The organism is Rhodanobacter sp. PCA2 (assembly GCF_013620825.1).
Classification (GTDB): Bacteria; Pseudomonadota; Gammaproteobacteria; order Xanthomonadales; family Rhodanobacteraceae; genus Rhodanobacter_A.
Genome location: NZ_NJIC01000033.1, coordinates 130277 through 154198, shown reverse-complemented (window position 1 = coordinate 154198; position 23922 = coordinate 130277). Strand labels below are relative to the sequence as shown.

24 protein-coding genes and 1 riboswitch are annotated in these 23922 nt (G+C 70.6%); of the genes, 11 read left to right on the top strand and 13 right to left on the bottom strand.

Translation table 11 applies throughout. The features are described 5' to 3' along the window. From glnD to PCA_RS11695, 9 genes are all read left to right on the top strand, one after another. A partial coding sequence (glnD, locus tag PCA_RS11735; protein ID WP_181302792.1) for a [protein-PII] uridylyltransferase occupies positions 1–1895 on the top strand: 1895 nt, incomplete at its 5' end. Positions 1896–1985: 90 nt separating this feature from the next. Continuing rightward, positions 1986–2453 carry a PepSY domain-containing protein gene (locus PCA_RS11730; RefSeq protein WP_181302791.1) on the top strand — a complete coding sequence of 156 codons (468 nt, stop codon included), beginning with the start codon at positions 1986–1988 and terminating at the stop codon, positions 2451–2453. Further along, complete coding sequence (gene dapD / locus PCA_RS11725) at positions 2369–3376, top strand: 2,3,4,5-tetrahydropyridine-2,6-dicarboxylate N-succinyltransferase (protein WP_343204442.1); 1008 nt, start codon at positions 2369–2371, stop codon at positions 3374–3376. Before PCA_RS11730 ends, dapD begins: the two co-directional genes overlap by 85 nt. Further along, positions 3373–3729, top strand: coding sequence for a Spx/MgsR family RNA polymerase-binding regulatory protein (locus PCA_RS11720; protein ID WP_181302789.1), 357 nt, complete (start codon positions 3373–3375; stop codon positions 3727–3729). Before dapD ends, PCA_RS11720 begins: the two co-directional genes overlap by 4 nt. A gap of 4 nt (positions 3730–3733) precedes the next feature. Then, positions 3734–4798, top strand: a complete 1065-nt coding sequence (locus tag PCA_RS11715) for a VIT1/CCC1 transporter family protein (protein ID WP_181302788.1) — start codon at positions 3734–3736, stop codon at positions 4796–4798. A 50-nt stretch (positions 4799–4848) separates the two neighbouring features. Next, positions 4849–6003 carry a succinyl-diaminopimelate desuccinylase gene (gene dapE / locus PCA_RS11710; RefSeq protein WP_181302787.1) on the top strand — a complete coding sequence of 385 codons (1155 nt, stop codon included), beginning with the start codon at positions 4849–4851 and terminating at the stop codon, positions 6001–6003. A gap of 140 nt (positions 6004–6143) precedes the next feature. Further along, on the top strand, positions 6144–7520 hold the full coding sequence (locus tag PCA_RS11705) for an MBL fold metallo-hydrolase (protein ID WP_181302786.1): 1377 nt from the start codon (positions 6144–6146) through the stop codon (positions 7518–7520). Between the two features lie 31 nt (positions 7521–7551). Beyond that, positions 7552–7938, top strand: a complete 387-nt coding sequence (locus tag PCA_RS11700; RefSeq protein ID WP_219918741.1) for a DUF3224 domain-containing protein — start codon at positions 7552–7554, stop codon at positions 7936–7938. Between the two features lie 99 nt (positions 7939–8037). Next, complete coding sequence (locus tag PCA_RS11695; RefSeq protein WP_181302785.1) at positions 8038–8724, top strand: metal ABC transporter permease; 687 nt, start codon at positions 8038–8040, stop codon at positions 8722–8724. A 7-nt stretch (positions 8725–8731) separates the two neighbouring features. On the opposite strand, the gene PCA_RS11690 is transcribed toward PCA_RS11695, so the two are convergent. Next, entirely contained in the window at positions 8732–11143 is a 2412-nt protein-coding gene (locus PCA_RS11690; RefSeq protein ID WP_181302784.1) for a penicillin acylase family protein, read from the bottom strand. Further along, positions 11140–11937 (bottom strand): phosphodiester glycosidase family protein, encoded by a 798-nt coding sequence (locus PCA_RS11685; RefSeq protein ID WP_255436804.1) that lies wholly within the window; start codon positions 11935–11937, stop codon positions 11140–11142. The genes PCA_RS11690 and PCA_RS11685 overlap by 4 nt, the downstream gene beginning before the upstream one ends. 117 nt (positions 11938–12054) lie before the next feature. Between PCA_RS11685 and PCA_RS11680 the strand changes: the two genes are divergently transcribed. Both PCA_RS11680 and PCA_RS11675 read left to right on the top strand, forming a co-directional pair. After that, positions 12055–12543 (top strand): 8-oxo-dGTP diphosphatase, encoded by a 489-nt coding sequence (locus PCA_RS11680; protein ID WP_181302783.1) that lies wholly within the window; start codon positions 12055–12057, stop codon positions 12541–12543. Beyond that, complete coding sequence (locus PCA_RS11675) at positions 12540–12941, top strand: NUDIX domain-containing protein (protein ID WP_181302803.1); 402 nt, start codon at positions 12540–12542, stop codon at positions 12939–12941. Before PCA_RS11680 ends, PCA_RS11675 begins: the two co-directional genes overlap by 4 nt. Positions 12942–12951: 10 nt before the next feature. Here PCA_RS11675 and PCA_RS11670 read toward each other — a convergent pair whose 3' ends face one another. The 11 genes from PCA_RS11670 to PCA_RS17795 all read right to left on the bottom strand — a co-directional run bounded on the left by PCA_RS11670 (position 12952) and on the right by PCA_RS17795 (position 23906). Beyond that, positions 12952–13728 carry a biotin/lipoate A/B protein ligase family protein gene (locus tag PCA_RS11670; protein WP_181302782.1) on the bottom strand — a complete coding sequence of 259 codons (777 nt, stop codon included), beginning with the start codon at positions 13726–13728 and terminating at the stop codon, positions 12952–12954. Then, entirely contained in the window at positions 13725–14015 is a 291-nt protein-coding gene (locus PCA_RS11665; protein ID WP_181302781.1) for a biotin--protein ligase, read from the bottom strand. Before PCA_RS11665 ends, PCA_RS11670 begins: the two co-directional genes overlap by 4 nt. A gap of 67 nt (positions 14016–14082) precedes the next feature. Continuing rightward, a complete protein-coding gene (locus tag PCA_RS11660) occupies positions 14083–14520 on the bottom strand; it encodes a hypothetical protein (protein WP_181302780.1) in 438 nt (145 codons plus the stop codon). Between the two features lie 108 nt (positions 14521–14628). Further along, a complete protein-coding gene (parC, locus tag PCA_RS11655; RefSeq protein WP_181302779.1) occupies positions 14629–16866 on the bottom strand; it encodes a DNA topoisomerase IV subunit A in 2238 nt (745 codons plus the stop codon). A gap of 109 nt (positions 16867–16975) precedes the next feature. Beyond that, entirely contained in the window at positions 16976–17584 is a 609-nt protein-coding gene (locus PCA_RS11650) for a DUF6445 family protein (protein WP_181302778.1), read from the bottom strand. A gap of 86 nt (positions 17585–17670) precedes the next feature. After that, positions 17671–18789, bottom strand: a complete 1119-nt coding sequence (gene cfa / locus PCA_RS11645) for a cyclopropane fatty acyl phospholipid synthase (protein WP_181302777.1) — start codon at positions 18787–18789, stop codon at positions 17671–17673. Further along, positions 18786–19133 (bottom strand): DUF190 domain-containing protein, encoded by a 348-nt coding sequence (locus tag PCA_RS11640; protein ID WP_181302776.1) that lies wholly within the window; start codon positions 19131–19133, stop codon positions 18786–18788. Before PCA_RS11640 ends, cfa begins: the two co-directional genes overlap by 4 nt. Positions 19134–19148: 15 nt before the next feature. After that, positions 19149–19535, bottom strand: coding sequence for a fluoride efflux transporter CrcB (crcB, locus tag PCA_RS11635; RefSeq protein WP_181302775.1), 387 nt, complete (start codon positions 19533–19535; stop codon positions 19149–19151). Positions 19536–19602: 67 nt separating this feature from the next. Beyond that, positions 19603–19693: riboswitch (Fluoride riboswitch) on the bottom strand. 31 nt (positions 19694–19724) lie between these two features. Further along, positions 19725–20831, bottom strand: coding sequence for a DUF2235 domain-containing protein (locus PCA_RS11630; protein WP_181302774.1), 1107 nt, complete (start codon positions 20829–20831; stop codon positions 19725–19727). A gap of 95 nt (positions 20832–20926) precedes the next feature. Next, positions 20927–22708 (bottom strand): DUF885 domain-containing protein, encoded by a 1782-nt coding sequence (locus PCA_RS11625; protein ID WP_219918739.1) that lies wholly within the window; start codon positions 22706–22708, stop codon positions 20927–20929. A 118-nt stretch (positions 22709–22826) separates the two neighbouring features. Beyond that, entirely contained in the window at positions 22827–23906 is a 1080-nt protein-coding gene (locus PCA_RS17795) for a glycosyltransferase family 9 protein (RefSeq protein WP_181302773.1), read from the bottom strand. Positions 23907–23922 lie beyond the last annotated feature (16 nt).

The following is a 23922-nucleotide window of genomic DNA, read 5'->3' as shown; positions in this document are numbered from 1 at the left end:
GCGCCAGCCTGTGCGAGGCCGAGGCCACGCTGCGCCGCTACCGCTGGGCCTTGCACCTGGAGGCCGGGCGGCCGGAGGAACGGCTGCTGTTCGACTACCAGCGCGCGCTGGCGGTGCGGCTGGGCTTCGAGGACGAGCACGAGAAGAACCTCGGCGTCGAGCAGTTCATGCAGGGCTATTACCGCGCGGCCAGCCAGGTCGAGCGGCTGGGCGTGCAGATCGCCGAGCGCTTCGTGGAACTGCTGGAACCGCCCGGCGAGGCGCAGCCGGTGGGCGAGGATTTCGTCCGCCACGGCACCCGCCTGTCGGCGCGCGATCCGCAGCTGTTCGTGCGGCGGCCGGCGGCGCTGGTGGAGATCTTCATCGCGCGGCTGGACGAGCAGGGCCTGAAGGGTTTCAGCGCGGACACCATGCGGCGCATCCACCAGGCCACCGCCCAGCACGACGGCAAGCTGGCCGACGATCCCACGGTGCTGGCCGCCTTCCTGCGCCTGCTGCGGCGGGGTGCGCCCGCGGTGGACGCGCTGTGGCGGATGAACCGGCACGGCCTGCTCGCCGCGATCATGCCGGCGTTCGGCCAGGTGTTCGGCCGCATGCAGTACGACCTGTTCCACGTCTACACGGTGGACGAACACACGCTGCGCGTGCTGCGCCAGATGGCGTTCTTCGCCGACCCTGCCGCGGAAGCGGAATTCCCGCTCGCCTCCACGATCTGGCCCGCGCTGGACAAGCCCGAGCTGATGCTGCTGGCCGGCCTGTTCCACGACGTCGCCAAGGGCCGCGGCGGCGACCACTCGGTACTGGGCGAGAGCGACGCGCGCGCGTTCTGCACGAAGCTGGCGCTGCCCGCGGCCGACGCGGAACGCGTGGCGTGGCTGGTGCGCTGGCATCTGCTGATGAGCACCACCGCGCAGCGCCAGGACATCACCGATCCCGAGGTGGTGCAGCGCTTCGCCGACGTGGTCGGCGACCGCGAGCGGCTGGGCCAGCTCTACCTGCTCACCGTGGCCGACATCATCGGCACCAGCCCCAAGCTGTGGAACGGCTGGAAGGACCGCCTGCTGGCCGACCTCCACGCGGCCACCCGCCACGCGCTGCGCAGCGACACGCAGCCCGCGCACGACGCCACGGCGCGGCTGCAGGAGTGCCGCGCGGAGGCGCTGGCGCTGCTGCGCGCCGAGGGTATCGACGCGGCGGCGGTGGAGCAGGCGTGGAACGCGTTCCCCGAATCCAGCTTCCTGCGCCATCGGCCCGAGCAGATCGCGTGGCAGACCACGGCGATCCTGCGCGCGGACGGCGCGTGGCCGCTGGTCGCCGTGCATCCGCTGTCGGTGCGCGGCAGCACCGAGCTGTTCGTCTGCACGCCCGACCGCGACGGCTTGTTCGCCAGCGTCACCGCGATGCTGGACCGGCTGCACTTCTCGGTGGTCGAGGCGCGCATCCTGGTATCCACCGCCGGCATGGCGATGGACACCTTCCTGCTGCTGGAGACGGATGGTCAGCAGCCGGCCAGCGCGCTGCGTGCGGAAGAGCTGCGCCAGCGCATGCAGCGCGGGCTCGCGCAGGGCGGGCAGATCCTGCCGCCACGCCGCAACATGTCGCGCCAGCTGAAGCATTTCCAGATGCCGCCGCGCATCGACTTCACCCGGGTCGACGGGCGCACGCGCATGGCGCTGACCTGCAGCGACCGCCCGGGCCTGCTGGCCGCGGTGGCGCAGATCCTGGTGGCCTGCGACGCCCGCGTGCACGACGCCCGCATCGCCACCTTCGGCGAGCGGGTGGAGGACTTCTTCGAACTCAGCGACCGCCACGACGCGCCGCTCACCGGCGCGCAGCAGCGACGCCTGCTGCAGGCGCTGCACCAGCGGCTGGACGCGGCACCGGAGCGGGGCTAGGCGGCAGCGGCTGGCTGGGCGCAGCACGCTTCCCGGCCCCGGCCACATCTGTTTAAATGATAGAGATTATCATTCGCAGACGTTCCTTCCATGCCATTGAACCATCGCTTCCTCAAGGCCTGTCGCCAGCTGCATCTCTACCTCGGCGTGTTCACCGCGCCGGCGCTGCTGTTCTTCGCGATCACCGGCGGCCTGCAAACCTTCAGCCTGCACGAGACCACGCGCGGCAGCAGCTACGCGCCGCCGCGCTGGCTGGCGGTGGCGGCGCAACTGCACAAGAAGCAGACCCCGGACCTGCCGGTGCGCAAGCCGCGCCCGGCCGCGAACCCCGCGGCGGCGCCGGGCGTGGCTGCGGCGCCAACCCCTGCGCCGGCACCGGCCACGCCGAAAAGGAACCCGCTGCCGCTGAAGGTGTTCACCGCGCTGGTCGCGCTGTCGCTGACCGTGTCCACGCTCACCGGCCTGTACATGGCGTGGCGACATTCGCGCCGCGTGGGGCGGCTGGTCGCGGTGTTCCTCGCCGGCGTCGCCGTGCCCATTCTGCTGACGCTGGCGTGATCGCGCGGCGGCATGCGGGGACGGACGGTTTCCCCGCGCGGCGCGGGCGGGCACAATGGCGGGGTTTCCCCGACTTATTTGGACGTCCATTCGCCATGCAAAGCATCGAGTCCCTGATCGACGACGCCTTCGAACGCCGCAACGAGCTGACCCATGCCGAGGTCGAGACCCACCTGCGCCCCGCGTTGAACCAGGTGCTGGACCTGCTGGAGTCCGGCGAGCGCCGCGTGGCCGAGCCGGACGGGCAGGGCGGCTGGAAGGTCAACCAGTGGCTGAAGAAGGCGGTGCTGCTGTACTTCCGCATCAACGGCAACCGCGTGGTCGACGGCGGCTCCGCACTGGCCTTCGACAAGGTGCCGCTGCGCTTCGCCCACGGCAACGACGCCGAGCTGCAGGGCCTGGGCGCGCGCGTGGTGCCCGGCGCGCTGGTGCGCCGCGGCGCGCACATCGCGAAGGACGCGGTGCTGATGCCCAGCTACGTCAACATCGGTGCGTACGTGGGCGCCGGCACCATGGTCGATACCTGGGCCACCGTGGGCTCCTGCGCGCAGATCGGCGCGGGCGTGCACCTTTCCGGCGGCGTGGGCATCGGCGGCGTGCTGGAGCCGCTGCAGGCGAATCCCACGATCATCGGGGACCACTGCTTCATCGGCGCGCGCTCGGAAGTGGTCGAGGGCGTGGTGGTGGAGCAGGGCAGCGTGATCGGCATGGGCGTGTTCCTCGGCCAGTCCACGCGCATCTACAACCGCGCCACCGGCGAGGTGAGCTACGGACGCATCCCCGCCGGCAGCGTGGTGGTGGCCGGCAGCCTGCCCGCGAAGGACGGCTCGCACAGTCTCTACGCGGCGGTGATCGTGAAGCAGGTGGACGAGAAGACGCGCTCCAAGACCTCGATCAACGAGCTGCTGCGGAGCGGCGAATGAGCGCGACGATCTACGGCCTGCCCACCTGCGACACCTGCCGCAAGGCGCGCAACTGGCTGGACCGCTTCGCCGTGCCGTACGCGTTCGTGGACTACCGCGCCGAGCCGGTGCCGGCCGCCACGCTGAAGGCCTGGGCGCAGCAGCTGGGCGGCTGGGAGGCACTGGTCAACAAGTCCTCCACCACCTGGCGCAACCTGCTGCCCCAGCGCAAGAACCCCGGCACCGATCCGGAGTGGACCCTGCTGCTGAAGGAGTACCCCGCGCTGATCCGTCGCCCGGTGGTGCTGCAGGAAGACGGCAGCGTCAGCGTGGGCTTCAGCGACAATGGCTTCAAGAAGCTGTTCGGCCGCTGACGCCGTGGGCGACCACCGTCTGCGCCGCGACCGCATCAACCTGCGCATCGAGCGCGACAACGCCGCGCTGTATGCGCGGCTGGCCGAGCTGGCCGCCGATCCGCGGCTGGCGCGCGCGTACCGGCGCATCGCCGAGGGCGAGCAGGCCAACGCTGCGTTCTGGGAGTCGCGCCTGCGCGAGCAGGGCGCGACCGTGCCGCCGCCGCGCACCGGCATGCGCGTACGCATGCTGAGCTGGTTCGCGCGGGCCTTCGGCACCGAATTCGTGATGCCTACCGTGGTGCGGCTGGAGCATGCCGACCGCGACGCCACGCCGGTGGACCGCAGCGGCCACCGCGACCATTTCGTGCCGCCGCACCTGCGTGCGCCCCGTGGCCACAATCATCGCGCGCAGAGCGGCAACACGTTGCGCGCCGCCGTGCTGGGCGCGAACGACGGCCTGGTCTCCAACGTCAGCCTGGTGATGGGCATGGCCGGCGCAGCCGCCAACGACCGCGCCGTGCTGCTCGCCGGCCTGGCCGGTCTGGTGGCCGGCGCCTGCTCGATGGCGCTGGGCGAATGGCTGAGCGTGAACAGTTCGCGCGAGTTCTACCAGGCGCAGATCACCGAGCGCGCGGAGCGCCTCGCGGTGGCGCCGGAGGACGGCGTGCGCCACATCGCCGGCATCTACCGCGGGAAGGGCCTGGGCCATGCCGAGGCGGAACACCTGGCCGAGCATCTCACCGAGACGCCGCGCGCCGCGCTGGATACCGTGGTGCGCGAGGATCTGGGCGTCGATCCGGACGAGCTGGGCGGTTCCGCATGGGGCGCGGCGATATCCTCGTTCTGCCTGTTCGCGTTCGGCGCCGCGTTCCCGGTCGCGCCCTACCTGTTCCTGCACGGCCACGCCGCCATGCTGGGCAGCGTCGCCGCCACCGCCGTGGGACTGGCGTTCATCGGCACGGGCACCTCGCTGTTCACCGGGCGCGGCGTGCTGTTCTCGATCACGCGGCAGTTCGCGATCACCGTGGCCGCGGCGGCGATCACCTACGGCGTGGGGCATCTGCTGGGCAGCGTGATCGCCGGCTGAGCGGCAACGCGCGCTATGCTGCGGCACTCCTTCTCCGCCGATCCGTCGCCATGTCCGATGTGCTAGCCCTCGCCTGCGAACTGATCCGCCGCCGCTCGGTGACGCCGGACGACGCCGGCTGCCAGGCGCTGCTGGCCGAACGGCTGCGGCGTGTTGGTTTTCGCATCGCGCACCTGCGCCATGGCGAGGTGGACAACTTGTGGGCCGTGCACGGCGACGGCGGGCCGACCCTCGCCTTCCTCGGCCATACCGACGTGGTGCCGAGCGGGCCGGAAACGGCGTGGCAGAGCCCGCCGTTCGAATCGGTCGTCCGGCAGGGAAAGTTGTACGGCCGCGGCGCCGCCGACATGAAAGGCTCGGTGGCGGCGATGGCGGTGGCGCTGGAAGGTTTCGTGGCAGCGCAACCGAACCATGCGGGCCGCGTCGCGCTGCTGCTCACCAGCGACGAGGAAGGCCCGACCAACCTCGACGGCGTGCGCAAGGTGGCCGAAGGTTTCCGCGCCAGCGGCGAGCGCATCGACTGGTGCGTGGTGGGCGAGCCATCGGCGAAGGCGACACTGGGCGACCTGATCCGCGTGGGTCGCCGCGGTTCGCTCTCCGGCACGCTGGTCGTGCGTGGCGTGCAGGGGCACGTGGCGTATCCGGAGAAGGCGCTGAATCCCATCCACGCCTTCGCCCCCGCGCTGGCGGAACTCGCCGCCGAGCGCTGGGACGAAGGCAATGCGGATTTCCCGCCCACCTCGTTCCAGGTGTCCAACCTCAACGCGGGCACCGGCGCGAACAACGTGATTCCGGGCGAGCTCACCGCGCTGATCAACTTCCGCTACTGCACCGCCAGCCGCGCCGATGACCTGCGTGCGCGCACCGAGGCGATCCTGCAACGGCACGGGCTGGATTTCGCGCTGGAATGGAACCTCTCCGGCGAACCTTTCCTCACGCCGCCCGGCGGCAAGCTGCGCGACGTGGTGGTGGCGGTGTGCCGCGAGCTGTGCGGCATCGAGCCCGAACAGAGCACCGGCGGCGGCACCTCGGACGGCCGCTTCATCGCGCCGCTGGGCGCCGAGGTGGTGGAACTGGGCCCGGTCAACGCGAGCATCCACAAGGTGGACGAATGCGTGGACGTGGCCGAACTTGAACGCCTGCCGGACCTGTACCGGGCGATCTGCGAGCGGATGCTGGCGGATTCCCCCGATCGTTCGCCCTGAGCCTCCGTCCATGTGAGTACCCGTTCACCCCGGGCGCAGGCCCGCAGCGCCGGAGTCGAAGGGCGCGCGGACCGATGCTTCGACTTCACAGGCCGCCGCGAACTATGCTCGGCCGGAACGAAGTGCCACGAGGAGGCGACATGCGGATCGAATTCCACGGTGCGGCAGGCGGCGAAGTCACGGGTTCGTGCCATCTGGTCGAGGCGGCCGGCAAGCGCATCCTGTTCGACTGCGGCATGGTGCAGGGCAGCCGCGAAGCGGAGGCGCGCAACGCGGAGCCGTTCGGGTTCGATCCCGCATCCATCGATGCGCTGGTGCTCAGCCATGCGCACATCGACCACATCGGCCGCGTGCCGCTGCTGGTCAAGCGCGGCTTCAGCGGGCCGATCTGGGCGCAGGAGGCCACCTGCGGCCTGTTTCCCATCATGCTGCTCGACGCCGCGTCGCTGGCCGAGCGCAGCGCCGAATTCGAGAACCGCGACCGCGCGCCGCACGAACCGGAGGCGGTGCCGCTCTACACCGCCGCCGACGTGACCGTCGCGCAGCGGCAACTGCGTCCGCTGCCGTACGAAAAGGACACGGAAATCCTGCCCGGCGTGACCCTGCGCCTGCACGAGGCGGGGCACATCCTCGGTTCGGCGATGCTGGAGCTGCGCGCGGACGGCCGCTCGATGCTGTTCACCGGCGACGTCGGCATGCGCGGCACGCCGATCCTGCGCGATCCCGCGCCGGCGCCGCGCACCGACCTGATCCTGATGGAATCCACCTACGGCGACCGCAACCACAAGGACCGCGCCGCCACCGTGGCCGAGCTGGGACAGATCCTCGCCGCGGCGCGCGCGGACGGCGGCAACGTGGTGATTCCCGCGTTCGCGGTGGGGCGCAGCCAGGAACTGCTGTACTGGTTCGCCGAACACTACGAGGACTGGGGCCTCGCGAAGTGGACGATCTTCCTCGACAGCCCGATGGCGGCCAAGGTGATGGCGGTGTACGACAGCCACGAGGAATTGTTCGACAGCGCGGCGGCCAAGGTGTGGAGTGGGCGCATCAAGCCGTTCAAGCTGCCGAACCTGCGCGTCAGCGAGAGCGTGGACGACAGCAAGGCGATCAACCGCATCCACGGCGGCGCCATCGTTATCGCCGGTTCCGGCATGGCGAACGGCGGCCGCGTGCGCCACCACCTGGCGAACAACCTTGCCTACGCGCGCAACCACGTGATCTTCGTGGGCTACCAGGCCGCAGGCACACTGGGGCGGCTGCTGGTGAACCGCGTGCCGCGCGTGCGCCTGTTCGGCAACGACATTTCCGTGCGTGCGCAGATCCACACCGTGGGCGGCCTCTCCGCACACGCCGACCAGCAGGGTTTGCTGGACTGGTACGCCAGCGGCCCCGAGCATCCGCCGGTGGCGCTGGCGCATGGCGAGAATCCGGCGCGCGAGGCGCTGGCGGCGATCCTGCAGCAGCGCTTCGGCGTCAAGGTGACGCTGGCGGAACCGGGCATGCAACTGGACGTCTGACGCAGGCGACATTTCATCGGGAGAGCTGACCATGCAGGCCACCGGCACGTTCACGGTAAAACTCGAACCGCAATCGCCCGCGCACGCCGACAGCGGCCTCGGCCGCATGGGCATCGACAAGCAATTCAGCGGCGATCTGGAGGCGCACAGCCTGGGCGAGATGCTGGCGTTCCGCAGCGCGGTGGACGGCTCGGCCGGCTACGTGGCGATGGAGCGCGTGACCGGCACGCTGCACGGGCGGCGCGGCGCCTTCGTGCTGCAGCACTCGGGCACGATGGACCGCGGCACGCCCACGCTGACCGTGCGCGTGGTGCCGGATTCGGGCACCGACGAACTGGCCGGGCTCACCGGCGCGCTGGCGATCCACATCGACGCGCAGGGCGGCCACTCGTACAGCTTCGATTACTCGCTGGGCTGACGCGGCCGGCGCGACAGCCGGGCATGGCCAGGTAACGTTCCGCGCCTCCGCGGCGAAAGGACAGGGCGATTCCCATTCCGTCCCGTCCCCGAGGTAGCCATGCCCATGCAAATCCATCCGCTCCGTCGCGGCAAGCTCGCGCTTGCCGTGTTGTTCGCCGCCACCGCAGTGGCCAGCCTGTCTGCCGCTGCTGCGGATCGGCCGATCCACGTGCGCGGGGCGATCACCCAGGTGACCGCCACCGGTTTCACCGTGCAGACCAGCGACGGCCCGCGCCGCGTCGCGATCGCCGACACCACGCGCATTGCCGGGGTGGTTCCGGGCACGCTGGCGGAGATCAAGCCGGGATCGTTCATCGGTTCGGCCAACGTGCCGGATGGCAACGCCGCCCGCGCGCTGGAAGTGGTGGTGTTTCCGCCGGCGATGAAGGGCATGGGCCTGGGCGACTACCCCTGGGACCTGCCGGCCGGTGGCAGCCGGTTGCCGACCGCGATGACCAACGGCAGCGTCAAGCAGGTGAGCCGTGGCGCCGCGATGCCCTCGGCGATGACGAACGGTACGGTGAAGACCGTGGCCGGCCAGGGCCAGCTTCGGCTGGTGGTCGATTACGGCAAGGGCGAAAAGACCATCGAGGTGCCGGCGAACGCGCCGGTGGTGACGTTCCGGCCGGCCGACCGCAGCGCGCTGGTGGTGGGCGCGCATGTCTTCGTGGCGGGCCCGCCCGGCGACCCGGTGACGGCCGCGGTGGTGAGCGTGGGCCTGGACGGCACCGTGCCGCCGATGTGAGGCCGGCCTACGGCGTCGCCGGCTCCAGCACCAGCGTGTGCTGCGCCGGACCCGGCAGCAGCGGGGTGGGGCGGCCGCGCACCCAGTCTTCGTGGCCGGCGCCGTAATACGGCGACAGCGGGTTGTCGCTCTGTCCGCCCGGCATTTCGAGGATGCCTTGCGCCTCGTGGCCGGGCGACACCGCCAGGCGTTCGGAAGCGCCGAAGCCGGGGCGCGCCACACGCGGCATGTTGTCGTCGCCGGGCAGTTCGTCTGCCGGCATGTCGAGGAAGTGCGCCAGGAAACCGGGCAGGGCGCGCGACAGCGGGTGCGCGATTCCCGCATGGTTGATCTCGCCCCAGCGGCGCGCGGCCAGGCCGCCGGGTCGCGCGCCCTGCCGGTCGGCCACGCGGCGCGCGGCATCCAGCAGCAGCGCGTGCCAGTCCGCGTAGGCCGGGTCCAGCAGGTTCATCGGCTGGCGTTGCACCAGCATCCACAGCGCGGCCTCCGGGTTGCCGAGGCCGGGCCAGGCGAAGTCGGGATACTTTGCGTGGACGCGGGCGGCGAACGGAGCGAGCACCGCGTCCTGCACCTCGTGGCGGAACGCGCGCACCAGGCGGTAATCCACGCTGTCCGGATCGGCGCGGCCGCTCCAGGCGGCGGTGAGTTCGCGCAACTGGCGCAGCGACGGATCGCGCGCGTCGGCCAGCGTGTCCTGCAGCAGGCGCTGCCAGCGGGCGAGGAATACCGCACGGTCGTCGAGCTGGATGTCGAGCAGATTGCCGGGCATGAAATCGGCCCGCGCGGACAAGTCGTCGCGGATCTGCCGCGCGCGCGCGCCGAGGTCGTGGCCGCCGTCGCCGAGCAGCGCCAGCGCCTCGCCGCCCACGGTGCGGTTGTTCGCCGTCCACAGCCGGCCGTCCGCGGGATCGGACACGCGCGGGTACTGCGCTGCGGCGGCCCGGCCGGTCCAGCCGCTGCCCGGCTGCGACCAGTCGGCGGGCAGCTGGGGGTCGTGGCCGGCGCGCAAGGGAACGCCGTTGCCGGCGATGGTCCAGCCGACGTGGCCCGCGCTGTCGGCCACCAGGATGTTCTGCGGCGGCATGCCGAAGCGGGGCGCGAGATCCAGCGCGGCCGCGGCGGTGGCGGTGTGTTCCAGCTGCATCAGCTCGAGGTTGTAGGAACGCGGCTGCTGGCCGATCCAGGCCAGCGCCAGCGGCGTGCCGTCGGTGTCCTTCGCGAGGATCGGGCCCCAGCGCGTGTCTTCCACCGCCAGCGTGTGCGGCGCCGCGTCCTTCACCCGGATGATTTCCTGGTGCGTCTGCAGCGTGTCCCAGCCGCCGGGCACCTGGTAGCGCGAGGGATCGCGCGGATCGCGCTGCACGCGCACCCAGTCCATCCAGTCGCCGTAGCTGTTGGTGAAGCCCCAGGCGAGCTGGCCGTTGGAGCCCACCACCACCGCCGGCGTGCCGGGCAGGCCCACGCCGACCACGTCGCGCTCGCCGTGCGGCGCGGCGGGGTCGGGATAGCGCAGGCGGGTGCGGAACCAGATGTTGGGCACGCGCAGGCCCAGGTGCATGTCGTTCGCCAGCATCGCCGCCCCGCTGCCGGTGAGCCTGCCGGCCACCGCGAAGCTGTTGCTGCCGGGGCGCCGCGCGTCGTGGCTGGGCGCGAGCAGCGCGGCAAGGCTGGCGGCCGGCTTGGCGGCGGGCAGGCGGCGCAGGTCGAACGTGCCGGCATCGGGCGGCACCGGCTGCGGCGACAGCGGGCCTTGCAGCGGCGCCTCCCACTCGGGGTCGGGTGCGAGCAGGAAATCCACCAGCGGGCCGGGCAGCGTCGCGCGCATCTGGGCGATGTGCAGCTCGCGCGTGTTGCGGCCGTCGCCGTTGAGGTCCAGGTACATCGCGGCGATCACCAGCAAGGTGTCCTCCGCGCGCCACGGCCTGGGCTTCGTGCGCAGCAGCAGGTATTCCCAGGGCCGTACGCGCAGCGCGGCGAGCCCGGCGTTGACGCCGTCGCGGTAGCGTTCCAGCGCCAGCCGGTCGGCCGGGGAAAGCTGGGCATAGGCGGCTGTCGCCACCGCCCGCAGGCGATGGCGGCGATGCTCGATGTCGATCGCCAGCGCCGGCGGCCCGACCAGTTCGGCCAGCTCGCCCGCGGCGGCGCGACGCGTCAGGTCCATCTCGAACCAGCGTTCCTGTGCGTGCACGTAGCCCTGCGCGAAGTCCAGGTCGCTGCGGCTCTTGCCGGTGAACGTGACCGTGCCCAGCGCGTCGCGCTGGATCTGCACCGGCGCCTGCACGCCGCCGGTGCGCACTTCGCCATCCAGCCGGGCGCGGCTGCCGGCCAGCGCGTACCAGCCGGCGGCGAACGCGCCCGACAGCAGCACAGCCACCCCGAGCAGCAGGCCGCGCACCCAGCGGCGGCGGCGCGCGCTCATTGCGGCGCGAAGACGGCGAAGATGCCCGCGTAGGGCCGGACCAGGAAGGCCGGCGCGCCTGCGTAGCCGTCGCCGTTGACGAAGATCTGCGAGATGCTGCCGTCGAGATACAGCGCGTCGCGGCAGCCCAGTTCGTCGCGGAACAGCCGCGCGAAGTCGTGGAAATTCACCGGCACCTCGCTCACCGCGAACACCACTTCGTGCGGCGTCTTCGCGCACACGCCGCTGCGCCATTTCAGGCTGCCGGAATCGTCCACGAACTGCGGATTGAGCTGGCCGGCGATCACCAGCATGGGGCCGGACTGCGTGGCCCAGCGCGCGGGCTTGCCGTCGGCCTTGAAGTCGGCGCTGGTGCGCACGGCGGCGTGGCCGTCGGGGTAGACCGCGAACACGCCGTTCGGCAGCAGCGAGAAGTTGCCGGAGGCCGGGTTGCCGTGCGCCAGGTTCAGCGGCACCAGGGTCTTGCCGTTCTCCACGTACAGGCCCAGCGGGGCGTTCTGGCGGTCGTAGATGCCTGCGTTGGTGGCGAACAGCAGGCGCTGGCCGCGCGCCTCGCCCCATTGCTGCAGCGTCTCGATGTCGCCGTAGGCCTCGCTGCTGGCCGGGTCGCGCCAGTGCAGGCTGAGCGGGTCGCGCTTCAGGTCCAGCGTCACCACCCGGTAGTTCTGGCCGTCGAAACTCAGCTCGCGGCTGCTGGGCGTGCGGGCGGAGCTGTTGCAACCGGCGGCGCACGCAAGCAGCGCGAGCAGCGCCAGCGGGCGCCAGCGACGCAGCATGCGGGGGGGGCGGGGCATCATGCGCATCCGCGGATGGTCGCCGCCCGGCGGCCGTCGGCGCAAGTCCGCGGACGCCGCATCCGGGGCCGGCGTCACAAAGCCGCTAGAATGGCCGCTTTCCGCGGTCGTTTCGCCATGCCCTACACCCCCATCGTCGCCACCCTGGGCTACGTCCTCTCGCCCGACGGCAGCCGGGTGCTGATGATCCACCGCAACGCCCGGCCCGACGACCAGCACCTGGGCAAGTACAACGGCCTGGGCGGCAAGATGGAGCCGGGCGAGGACATCGCCGCCTGCATGTGCCGCGAGATCCGCGAGGAGGCCGGCATCGAATGCCTGTCGATGCAGCTGCGCGGCACGCTGAACTGGCCCGGCTTCGGCAAGCAGGGCGAGGACTGGCTGGGCTTCATCTTCCTGATCGACCGCTACGAAGGCACGCCGCTGGCCGCCAACCCGGAAGGAACGCTGGAATGGGTGGCGCGCGACCGGCTGCTGGACCTGCCGATGTGGGAAGGCGACCGCCACTTCCTGCCGCTGGTGTTCGACGCGGACCCGCGCCCGTTCCACGGCGTAATGCCATACAAGGACGGGCGCATGCAGTCGTGGTCGTGCAGCCGGTCGTGAGCGCGGCGGCGAAGCGCATCCGCATCGTCGCCGCGGTGATTTGCGACGCGGCCGGCCGCACCCTGCTGGTACGCAAGCACGGCACCACGGTGTTCCAGCAGCCCGGCGGCAAGCGCGATCCCGGCGACGCGGACGACCAGGCCACGCTGGCGCGCGAGCTGCGCGAGGAGCTTGGCTGCACGCTGGTACCCGGTTCGGCGCGTTTCCTGTGCCGCGCCAGCGCGCCCGCCGCGAACGAGCGCGGCTACGTGGTGGAGGCCGAGGTCTACCTGGTCGAGGTGAGCAGCGCGATCCGCGCCCAGGCCGAGATCGCCGAACTGTGCTGGGTCGATCCCGCCGCGCCGGACGTGCCGGTGGCGCAGCTGAGCCTGGAACACATCCTGCCGTTGCTGCGTTGAGCCGCGCCGGTCAGGGCACGTCGGCGATCCACGCATCCGTGCCGAACTTGTCCTTCACCAGCGCCTGCGCCTGCACCTGTTCCTCCTCGCGCAGCGAGTCGTCGGCGAGCCCATGCAGGCGGCGGAAGGTGTCCAGCATGCGTTCGACCACCGCCGCGCGCGGCAGGCCGGTCTGGCTGCGCAGCGGATCGACGCGCTTGGCGGCGCTGGCGGTGCCCTTGTCGGACAGCTTCTCGCGGCCGATGCGCAGCACGTCCAGCATCTTCGCCGCGTCGATGTCGTAGGCCATGGTGACGTGGTGCAGCAGGGCGCCGCCGCGGCGCGTCTGCGCGGCGCCGCCGATCTTGCCCGCGGCGGAGGCGATGTCGTTGAGCGGCTGGTACCAGGCCTCGATGCCCAGTTCGCGCAGCGCCTCCAGCACCCACGCGTCCATCAGCGCGTAGGATTCCTGGAAGCTCAGGCCTTCGACCATCGACAGCGGTGCGTAGACCGAATAGGTGATGGTGTTGCCCGGCTCGATGAACATCGCGCCGCCACCGGAGATGCGCCGCACCACCTCGATGCCGTGGCGCCGCGCGGCCTCGCCGTCCACCTCGTTGCGCAGCGACTGGAACCGCCCGATCACCACCGCGGGGGCGGCCCATTCCCACAGCCGCAGCGTGGGCGGACGCCGGCCCGCGCCGACTTCCGTCAGCAACGCTTCGTCCAGCGCCATGTGCAGCAACGGCGGCTGCGGCGCGGCGTGGATCAGCCGCCAGTCGTGGTCGCGCCATTCGCTGCGGCTCATGCGTGCGCGCCTTCGTGCAGGGCACGGCGCAGCGCGACGAGGATGGCCTCGACGGAGATGCCGTACATCATGGTGCCTGCAGGGAGCGCGGCCTCGACGGCGGCGGCGAGCGTGGCGTCGTCGCTCGCGACGGGCCGGCCTTCCAGCGCGGCGTCGATGGCCGGCAGCGCCGTATCCGGTTCCAGGAAGAAATCGCCGCTCAGCCGCACGTCGGCGAGCCGGCCGTCGCGCAGCGCGAGGTCCATCACCACCAGCTTGCCGCCGGGCATCTTGTATTCGCCGTGCATCCGCCGCGCGCCTGCGTGTCGCCCGGGCCTGCCGGGACGTGGACGACGATTTTAACGCGGAGCCGGCTTACCAGCCGCGGCCGTGGAAATTGCTCTTGCCCACGCCGATCGAGAAGCTCACGGCGCCGGTGGGATGGTCGCAGTCGCCAAGTCGCTTGGTGACGCCCACCGTGCCGGTCTGGTAGTTGCCGCTCATGTGGTTGCCGGCCATCACGCCCATGCCCACGCTGCCGTGCATCTGCGCCTGGTTGTAGGTGGAGTCGTCGCAGCGCTGCGCGCTGGCGAGCTGCTCGTCCTGCGCGCGGGTGCGGCCGCTGGTGTCGCCGTAGTACACGCCGGGCGCGCTGCTGGCGGGTTTGGACGTGGTGCCGGCATGCGCGGGCAGGTCCGAGGGCGGCAGGTCGCTCTGCGGCGGCAGCTTGAGGTTGAGCGGCTGGCCCGAAGTCTGGGCCAGGGCCGCGGTGGCCAGCAGGCTGGCGGTGAGTGCGATGACTAGCCGTTTCATGGGGCGGGGCTCCGGGGACCTTGCGTGTACAACGCGCGACGCGGCGACGCGGTGGACACCTGCCTGATTGGACGGCTGGCCACCGCCGGAAGTTCCGTCCGGCGCCGTTCAGCCCGTGGTCTCGATCCGCTCCACCCGCCGCAGGCCGCGCGGCAGCAGGTTGCCGCGGGTGGCGCGGTTGCCACCGTACTCGACCAGGTCGGCCCAGCGCAGGGTGAGCTTGCGCGCGCCAGCGTACATCGTGACCTCGCCCTTGCCCTCGGTCACCACCGCGACGCCGGCCACGCGCTCGCCTTCCGCGAGCTGCTTCTTCGGAATCTCGATCAGCTTGTTGCCCTTGCCCTTGTCCAGTTCCGGCAGTTCGGCCACCGAGAACATCAGCAGGTGGCCTTCCGAGGTGACCACCACGATGCGGTCGCGGGCGGGGTCGGCGCTGGCCTGCGGCGCCAGCACCCTGGCGCCGTCGCTCAGCGAGATGATCTGCTTGCCGGCCTTGTTGCGGCCGGTGAGCGCCTCGAAGCGGGTGACGAAGCCGTAGCCGAAATCGGTGGCGAGCACGAGGCGGGTGTCGTTGTCGCCCGCGGTCAGCGCGTCGAAGCTGGCGCCGGCCGGCGGGGTGAAGCGGCCGGTGAGCGGGTCGCCGTTGCCGCGTGCGGAGGGCAGGGTGTGCGCGGGCGTGGAATAGCTGCGGCCGGTGGAGTCGATCACCGCGATCTGCTGGGTGGTGCGCGCCTTCACCGTGGCGAGCAGGCCGTCGCCCTCGCGGTAGCTCAGGCCCTCGGCGTCGATGTCGTGGCCCTTGGCGGCGCGGACCCAGCCCTTCTGGCTCAGCACCACGGTCACCGGTTCGCTGGCGACCAGGGCGCTTTCGTCCAGCGCCTGCGCGGCTTCGCGCTCGACCAGCGGCGAGCGGCGCGCGTCGCCGTACTTCTCGGCGTCGGCGCGCAACTCGTCCTTGATCAGGCCCTTGAGCTTGGCCGGCGACTTCAGCAGCACGTTGATGCGCGCGCGCTCCTCTTCGAGCTGGTCGCGCTCGGCGTTGATCTTCATTTCCTCGAGGCGGGCCAGCTGGCGCAGCCTTGTTTCGAGGATGTAGTCGGTCTGTTCCTCGCTGAGCGCGAAGCGCTTCATCAGCACCGGCTTGGGCTCGTCCTCGGTGCGGACGATGCGAATCACCTCGTCCAGGTTGAGGTAGGCGATGCGCAGGCCTTCCAGCAGGTGCAGGCGGCGCTCGACCCTGGCGAGGCGGTGGTTGAGCCGGCGCGTCACCGTGCTGGTGCGGAAGCTGAGCCACTCGGTGAGGATCTTCCTGAGGTCCTTCACCTGCGGGCGGCCGTCCAGGCCGATCATGTTGAGATTGACGCGGAAGCTCTTTTCGAGGTCCGTGGTGGCGAACAGGTGCGGCATCAGCTCGTCGGCGTCGACGCGGCTGGAGCGCGGCACCAGCACGAGGCGGATCGGGTTCTCGTGGTCGGATTCGTCGCGCAGGTCCTCGATCATCGGCAGCTTCTTCGCGCGCATCTGCGCGGCGATCTGTTCGAGGATCTTCGACGGGCTGACCTGGTGCGGCAGCGCGGTGATGACGATGTTGCTTTCCTCGCGCACGTACACCGCGCGGGCGCGCACCGAGCCGGTGCCGCCCTGGTACATCGCCAGCAGTTCGCTGCGCGGGGTGATGATCTCGGCTTCGGTCGGATAATCCGGACCGCGCACGTGCTCGCAGAGGTCGGCCACCGTGGCCTCGGGCTCGTCGAGCAGGCGGATGCAGGCGGCGGCCAGTTCGCGCAGGTTGTGCGGCGGGATGTCGGTGGCCATGCCGACCGCGATGCCCATCGAGCCGTTGAGCAGCACGTGCGGCACGCGCGCGGGCAGCCACGAGGGTTCTTCCAGCGTGCCGTCGAAGTTCGGCACCCAGTCCACCGTGCCCTGGCCCAGCTCGCCCAGCAGCGCCTCGGCGATGGGGCTGAGCTTGGATTCGGTGTAGCGCATCGCCGCGAAGCTCTTCGGATCGTCCGGCGAGCCGAAGTTGCCCTGGCCGTCCACCAGCGGGTAGCGGTAGGAGAACGGCTGCGCCATCAGCACCATGGCCTCGTAGCACGAGGTGTCGCCGTGCGGATGGAACTTGCCGATCACGTCGCCGATGGTGCGCGCGGATTTCTTCGGCTTGCTGCTGGCGGCGAGGCCCAGCTCGCTCATCGCGTACACGATGCGCCGCTGCACCGGCTTCAGGCCGTCGCCCACGAAGGGCAGGGCGCGGTCCAGCACCACGTACATCGAGTAGTCGAGATAGGCGCGCTCGGCGTATTCCTTGAGCGGGATCTGTTCGTAATTGGCTTGCAGGTTCATGCGGGAACGTCGAAAAGGCGCGCGGATCGCGCGGATAACCGGACGATGGTGCCAGAAACCGGGGCCCCCGGGCGAGGGGCGGCGCGCGCAGGGCGCGCTGCGCCGCGGTTCAGCGGCGGCCGGAGCCGAAGAACATCAGGTAGACCAGGCGGCCGTTTTCCAGGCTGTCGCCGAAGCCGTTGCCGGCGGTGTGCCACAGCCAGGGACGCAGCAGGACGAGGCGGTTGAAGCGCATGGGCACCGTCATGCTGAGTTCCCACTGGCTGTCGTCGTTGCTGTCCTTCTCGATGATGTCGCGGTGCATTTCGGCGCTGGAGGCGTAGCCCATCGCCGCCAGTTCCTCGTGGGTGAGCGGGCGGCGGTCCGTGTTGGTGCGGCGGTGGCGGTAGAAGTCGGTGCCGCCGCGGCAATCCTCCGGCCGGCTGAGGTACAGCACGCCGGACCAGTGCGATGGATCGGTGTGCACCCTGGCCTTGCCCTGGTCGTTCGCGAGCGTGATGCGGCACTTGCCGTGGGATTGCGGCGGCGTCATCAGCGCCAGCGGTTCGCCCACGATGGTCGACACGAATTCGGGAAGCCCGTCCAGCGGCAGGCGTTCCAGCGAATTGCGCCCGGGGAACGAGCCTTCCTGCGGCGGATAGGTGAGCTTGAGGGCGGCGTCGCGGAACCCGACGGGATCCTGGAGGAAGTCGTCGACGACGATGATGGAGGTGGGCATGCGGACGGAGGTTATCGGCTGGCGCGCGACCGCTCAAGGCTGCGCGGCACAGCGGGCGCAAGCCAGCGCGGAAGGTCGCCGCCTGCTCAGCGCGGCACGCGGTAGCCGCCCGGCACGCCGTCGGGGCTCAGGGTGAGTTGCCACAGCTGGTCGCGGCGGCTGCGGAACACCGCGGCGGAGGCGCCCAGGTAGTAGTGCCACATGCGGCGGAAGCGCTCGTCGTAGCTTTTCGACAGCGCAGGCCACGCGGCGTCGAAGTTCGCGCGCCACGCCATCAGGGTGCGGTCGTAGTCCGGGCCGAAGTTGTGCCAGTCCTCGACCACGAACAGGTTCTCCAGCGCGGCGGCGACCTGGCCCATCGCCGGGATCATGGAGTTGGGGAAGATGTATTTCTCTATCCACGGGTCGGTCTGCGCGGGCGGGCCGTTGCTGCCGATGCAGTGGAGCACGGACAGGCCGCCCGGCTTCAGGCAGCGGCGCACGGCCTCGAAGTAGGCGCGGTAGTTGCGCCCGCCCACGTGCTCGAACATGCCGATGGAGTACACGGCGTCGAACGGCTCGTCGATCTCGCGGTAATCCTGCAGGCGGATCTCGATCGGCAGGCCCCGGCACAGCTCGCGGGCGAACTCGGCCTGCTGCTCCGACACGGTGATGCCCACGCCGCTGACGCCGTGGTGCTCCGCGGCGTATTTCAGCGCCTCGCCCCAGCCGCAGCCGATGTCCAGCACGCGCTGGCCGGGCGCCAGCCGCAGCTTGCGGCAGACCAGGTCCAGCTTGGCGGCCTGGGCGTCGTCGAGGTTGTCGGCCTGCGCCCAGTAGGCGCAGGAATACACCAGCCGCTTGCCCAGCATGGCCTGGAACAGGTCGTTGCCGAGGTCGTAATGCGCCTTGCCGATCTCGAACGCGTGCTCGCCGCGCTGCAGGTTGACGAAGCGCGCCCGGAGATGGGCAATCAAGGTGTCCAGCGTGCGGAGATGCTCGTCCACGTGCGAACCGAGCAGGCGGGTGAAGAAGCCGGGCAGGTCCTCGGCGTCCCACCAGCCGTCCATGTAGGCCTCGCCCAGGCCCAGCGAACCATGCGCGAACACCCGGGCGTACAGGCGCCTGTCGTGCACGTGGATGTCGGTGGGGGCGTGGCCGTTGATGCGCACGCCGGCCAGCTCCAGCAGCTCGGCGGCGCGCTGCTTCAGCGAATCCCGGCTCACGGCAGCCGCTCGCCGCCCAGCACGCCGAAGCGCGCCGGCAGAAGTGCGTAGACCACGGCCACGCCGGCGTCGCGCACTTCCTGCAGCAGCGCCTCGGCCTCGCTTTCGCGCAGCATGAACTCCACCACCGTGGGCAGGTCGTCGGTGAGTTCGAAGAACGCTTCCTCGTGCAGCACGCCGTGCCGGCCGAAGCCGGCGATGGCGCGGAACACCGAGCCGCCGCCGAGCTTGCGCCGCTTCGCCAGTTCCAGCAGCCACTCGGAGACCAGCATGCCGTCGTTGCGCGCGTGCATCTGCGCGTAGAAACGCAGCAGCACGCCGTCGATCAGGTTTTCAGTGCCCATGTCGCCACTCCGGTGTCAGTGCCTGAGCAGGCCGCGGCTGAGCGCGATGCCCACGATGGTCATGCCCAGCGAGCCGACCAGGTGCATCGCCACGTGGCCGCCGAACCACAGGTATTGCTGGCGCAGCAGCAGGGTGTCGGCTTCCGCGGAGAAGGTGGAGAACGTGGTGAGTCCGCCGAGGAAGCCGGTGAGCATGAACAGCCGCAGCTCCGGCGGCAGGCTGTGGAAGTGCTCGAACACGCCCATCATGCAGCCCATGATGAAGCCGCCCAGCAGGTTCGCCGCCAGCGTGCCCAGCGGCACGGTGGGGAAGATCGGGTTGAGCGCGATGCCCAGCAGCCAGCGCAGCCAGCAGCCCAGCGCGCCGCCCAGGCCCACCGCGATGAATCCGTTGAAGTTCACGTGAAAAGTCTCCTGTGCGCGCTTCGTGGCATCCGCGGCTACAGGCACGCCTGCGCCGCCGGAATCCGGTGGTGCAGGCATCATCAGCCCCTGCGATGGGTCGTGCGGGGCGGTTCGTTCCGTCGGGGAACGGGAGGCATGCCATCTCCCTCATGGAGCCGCATGCTAGCCGATGCGACGGGGCCGGGGTCAAGCGACTCCGGGCGGCGCGGAAATCACGTCGTCGCGCAGCGCCTGCGCCAGCGTCGCGGAGCGGTAATCCGCGGCCACGCTGGCGTGCTGCCACACCGACTCGTCCACGGTCTCGTTGACGCCGCCGCCCAGCTCCCGCTGGTACGGCGACTTGAACCGCTTGTAGACGCCGCCCATGAATTCGCCGAAGGAATCGCGCGGCGTGCCCAGTACCGCGTCGGCCGCGGGCGTCAGCAGCGCGCTGCAGGCCAGGCCGGCGTCCATCGCCTTGCGCTGCAGCCAGGCCAGCGCAAGGTCCGGCAGCGGATCGGGGCTGCGACCGGCGCCGTCGTGGTCGTTGCCGCCGCCCACGTCGGCGTGCGCGCCGACGAACCAGCGCTGCTCCACGTCGATCTGCTCGGGCTTCTTGCTGGTGGACGGCTCGCCGGGCGCGAGCATCGCGGGGTTGCGCGTCCACTTGGTGGGCGCGAAGTCGGCCCGGCGCTCGTCCAGCGCCAGCGCCTGGTAGGCGTGCTTGACGATGTAGCTGAGGTCGGTGTCGTGGAACTGGTAACGCTTGCGGGCGAACGGGAACCAGGCGGCGGTGCCGGGGATGCCCAGCGAGCCCACGGTGTCCCACACGCCGATGAAATGGATGTCCGTTTCGCGGGAGCGCGCGGTGCGCCAGGCCACGGCCGCGTCGTCGCCGGGCTTGATCTCGGTGTCGCGATAGAACGTGTAGGCGGCGCTCGCGTCGGCGTCGGCGATGGTCCCGCTGCGGTCGCAGTGCAGCAGGCCGCACTTGCGCAGCATGCCGCCCAGGCTGCGCGCGGTGTAGGCGCCGCGGCTGAAGCCGAACAGCCAGATCTCGTCGCCGGGTTGCCAGCGTTCGCACAGCCAGCGGTAGCCGTCCTTGACGTTGCCGGACAGGCCGTAGCCGAACGCGCCGCCCAGCAGGCGGCCGATGCCGGGTTCCACGCCCACCCCGGGGATGTACTCGACCAGTTGCTCGGCGCCGGCCGGGTCGCGCGGCGCGATCAGCCGGCGCAGGCGCTCAACGTTGGTGTTGGACTCCGGCTTGTTCCAGGTGCCGTCGAACAGTACGACCAGTCTGCGTGCGCTCATGTCGTCCTCCGTGGCGGCCGCGGCCGCGTTGTCCGTCCGGATTCCGGGTCGCCCGGCGTCCGTGCCGGACGACACCGCGTGGACGATGCGCCGCGTCACAGCACCGGCGAATCGTCCCCCAGCATCGCCTTGCGCACGATCGCGATCGGCGCGAAGCCCTGCTGCATGAAACTGTCGTGGAAGCGTTCCAGGTTGAAGTCCTTGCCCTGCTTCTTTTCCAGGTCGGCGCGCAGCTTGAGGATCTCCAGCTTGCCCAGCGTGTAGTAGAGGTAGGTGGGGTCGGAGGTGCCGCGCTTGGTTTCCACCTCGCCCACGGCGCGCGACTGGTAGCCATCCTTCACGAAGAAATCGACGGCCTGGTCCATCGTCATCCGGCCGGTGTGCAGCTTGATGCCGACGACGAAGCGCGCGTTGCGCAGCAGCGCATCCTGCAGCTGCCCCAGCCGCAGCATCAGCTGCTGGCGGCGGTCGTGCGGGTAGAGGAACTGCGCCAGGCCCTCGTCCAGCATCATCTGCTCGCAGTAGTGCGCCCAGCCTTCCACGTTGGTGTTCGCGCCCAGCAGCTTGCGCACGCGGTCGTGAAGGTCGTGCATCCACAGGAACTGGATGTAGTGGCCGGGATAGGCCTCGTGCGTGGCCACGCTGCTGATCACCGGGTAGCTGAACTGCGCCATGAATTCCTGGGTGCGCTGTTTGCTCCAGTCCGGATCGGGCAGGGTGACGTTGAAGTAGGCCTCCTTCGCCACGTGCTCGTACGGCCCGGGCGTGTCCATCGAGGCGAAGGTGGTGGCGCGCATGAACGGCGGCGTTTCCTCCACGATCGGCCGCACGTCCGAGGGCACGGTGATGATGTCCTTCGCGCGGATGAACGCGACCAGCTGGTCGAAGGTGCCGCGGAACGCATCGAGCAGCTTGTCGCGCGGCGGATGGTCGGCGGCCAGCTCGGCCAGCACCTGCTGCGGCGTCTTCGCGGGGTCGAGCTCGTGCGCGACCCTGGCGAACTCCTGCTGGTTCGCGTGCAGGTTCGCCATGTCGATCGCGACCAGCCTGTCCAGCGGCAGCGCGACCATCTCGTCGTACTTCAGCTTGTCGCGGAACGCCTGCGCGCCGATGCGGAAGTCGCCGTGCGAGCGCGGCAGCAGGTCGGTCTTCAGCCACGCCTGGTAATCCTGCAGCGCCTTGATCACCGCGCCGTTGCTGGCGGCGAACTGTTTCCTGAGGTCCGCATCGGCGACGTCGGCGAACGCGGACGGTACGTCCTTCTGGAAAAAGCTCACCAGGCCGGGCAGCTGTTCCAGCGCGATCTTCGTGTAGATCTCCGGCGGGTTGTCGAGGTTCCTGCGCGCATCGGCCAGCACGGCGGGCATCAGCTTCTCGCGGGCGATCAGCGCGCGCAGGCGCGTTTCGGGCGGCGCGAACTTGCGCTCCATCAGGGTGAACGCGCTGCTGGTGATGCCGCTGGAATAGATGTCGGGGTTCTTCTGCCAGGGCCGTATCGTCTCCAGCGTGAGCAGGGTGCTGCGGATGTTGTTGAGCACCAGCTCGCGGTCGCCGCGCACGTATTCGCCGAGCGTCTTCGGGTCCACCGCGGCGACGCGCGCTTCCCACTGCTTCAGCGCCTTGATGTTGGCGTCCACGCCTGCCCGCGAGTAGTCCTCCAGCTTGTCGTCCAGGGCGTGCAAGCCGTCGACGGTGGCGGTGCTGGGGTTGGCCGGGAAGTAGTAGTCGTCGAAATAGTGGTCGGCCAGCTGCATGAAGGCCTGATCGGCAGGCGCTGCCGCCGTGGCAGCCGCAGGCGCGGCCTGCGCCGCGAGGGCCGCGCCGCTCATGGGCAGGGCGAGGGCAAGGGCGCAGGCGATCCGGGTGAGCGGTTTCATCGAGAATTTCCCCATGGCATGACGAACCGTATCCGCCCGTGGCGGCACGGCCATGCCGGAAGACTAGCGCAGCGCAGCCCACGCGCGCAGTGTCGAAGGGCACGGAGCCGTTGGGGAATCAGAGACGGGCGGCGAGTTCCTGCGCCACGGCTTCCGGGGCGAGGCCGTAGGCGTGGATCACATGGTTGCCGGGGCCGTATGGGCCCCACTCGTCGGCGCGCGTGGTGGTGAAGATGCCCTGCGTGGGCACGCCCGAGGCGCAGGCCAGATGCATGATGCCGCAGTCGAGGCTGAGGTAGCCGTCGAGGCTGGCGAGCACGGCGCCGAGCTGGCGCAGGTCGGTGGAATAGTAGTCGGGATAGCGCGAGTCCAGCATGGAGCGGCCGGACATCGGCACGATCTCCACCAGCCGGCAGTCGGGGCGCAGCCGTTCCAGCGTCTGCAGCAGCGGGTTCCACCAGTCCGCGCCCAGCAGCTTGGGGCCGGTGGCGTTGGCGAACACGCCGATGGTCTTGCGCTGCGCGGGATCGGCTGGCGCCAGCGCCAGCACGCGATCCAGCACCTGCCGCCCGCGGGCGCGCTCGGCCTCGTCCAGGCGGATGTCCGGCACTGGGTAGGCGCGTTCGGCGGTGTCGCCCAGCGCCTGGCGCAGCAGGTACACCGGGCGCTGGCCCTTGCTCTGCACGTGCTCGGGCACCTCGACCGCGTGGGTCACGCTGCCGCTCTTCTTCGGGCCGCTGTAGCCCAGCGTCCAGGTGGCGCGCGCCTTCAGCAGCAAGAGGCGGCCGGTCTGCGATTGCGGGTCCACGTCGATCGCGAGGTCGTAGTGCGCCTTGCGCATGCCGCGCAGCCCGCGCATCCACTGGCGCGGGTGGCCGAAGCCGTGCGCGGGCAGCTGGAACACCTGGCTGACGCGGTCGTAGTGGCCGTAGAGTTCGCGGCCGGCCTGGCTGCGCGTGACGATGTCGATCTCGGCACCGGGATACGTGGCTTCGAGCTCCTGGATCAGCGGCGTCAGCAGCAGCGCGTTGCCCAGCGTGTGGCTGATGTGGCAGACCAGGATGCGATGGATGCCCCGGCGCGGCAGCGGCTCGCTGCTGGGTTGCGCCGGCGCGCCGAACAGCAGGCGCATCAGTCCGCGCGCCGCGCGGCGGCGCAGGTGGTCGAGGTCGAAGGAGTCGTGCGGTGATCGCGCCACGGTATGCCTGCAGGAG

Bases quoted from the DNA above. Each gene is read 5' to 3' on its own strand.
- PCA_RS11730 (WP_181302791.1), top strand. From the start codon at position 1,986: ATGCCATTGAACCATCGCTTCCTCAAGGCCTGTCGCCAGCTGCATCTC.
- PCA_RS11720 (WP_181302789.1), top strand. From the start codon at position 3,373: ATGAGCGCGACGATCTACGGCCTGCCCACCTGCGACACCTGCCGCAAG.
- dapE (WP_181302787.1), top strand. From the start codon at position 4,849: ATGTCCGATGTGCTAGCCCTCGCCTGCGAACTGATCCGCCGCCGCTCG.
- PCA_RS11705 (WP_181302786.1), top strand. From the start codon at position 6,144: ATGCGGATCGAATTCCACGGTGCGGCAGGCGGCGAAGTCACGGGTTCG.
- PCA_RS11700 (WP_219918741.1), top strand. From the start codon at position 7,552: ATGCAGGCCACCGGCACGTTCACGGTAAAACTCGAACCGCAATCGCCC.
- PCA_RS11695 (WP_181302785.1), top strand. From the start codon at position 8,038: ATGCCCATGCAAATCCATCCGCTCCGTCGCGGCAAGCTCGCGCTTGCC.
- PCA_RS11690 (WP_181302784.1), bottom strand. From the start codon at position 11,143: ATGAGCGCGCGCCGCCGCCGCTGGGTGCGCGGCCTGCTGCTCGGGGTG.
- PCA_RS11685 (WP_255436804.1), bottom strand. From the start codon at position 11,937: ATGCCCCGCCCCCCCCGCATGCTGCGTCGCTGGCGCCCGCTGGCGCTG.
- PCA_RS11680 (WP_181302783.1), top strand. From the start codon at position 12,055: ATGCCCTACACCCCCATCGTCGCCACCCTGGGCTACGTCCTCTCGCCC.
- PCA_RS11670 (WP_181302782.1), bottom strand. From the start codon at position 13,728: ATGAGCCGCAGCGAATGGCGCGACCACGACTGGCGGCTGATCCACGCC.
- PCA_RS11665 (WP_181302781.1), bottom strand. From the start codon at position 14,015: ATGCACGGCGAATACAAGATGCCCGGCGGCAAGCTGGTGGTGATGGAC.
- PCA_RS11660 (WP_181302780.1), bottom strand. From the start codon at position 14,520: ATGAAACGGCTAGTCATCGCACTCACCGCCAGCCTGCTGGCCACCGCG.
- parC (WP_181302779.1), bottom strand. From the start codon at position 16,866: ATGAACCTGCAAGCCAATTACGAACAGATCCCGCTCAAGGAATACGCC.
- PCA_RS11650 (WP_181302778.1), bottom strand. From the start codon at position 17,584: ATGCCCACCTCCATCATCGTCGTCGACGACTTCCTCCAGGATCCCGTC.
- PCA_RS11640 (WP_181302776.1), bottom strand. From the start codon at position 19,133: ATGGGCACTGAAAACCTGATCGACGGCGTGCTGCTGCGTTTCTACGCG.
- PCA_RS11630 (WP_181302774.1), bottom strand. From the start codon at position 20,831: ATGAGCGCACGCAGACTGGTCGTACTGTTCGACGGCACCTGGAACAAG.
- PCA_RS11625 (WP_219918739.1), bottom strand. From the start codon at position 22,708: ATGAAACCGCTCACCCGGATCGCCTGCGCCCTTGCCCTCGCCCTGCCC.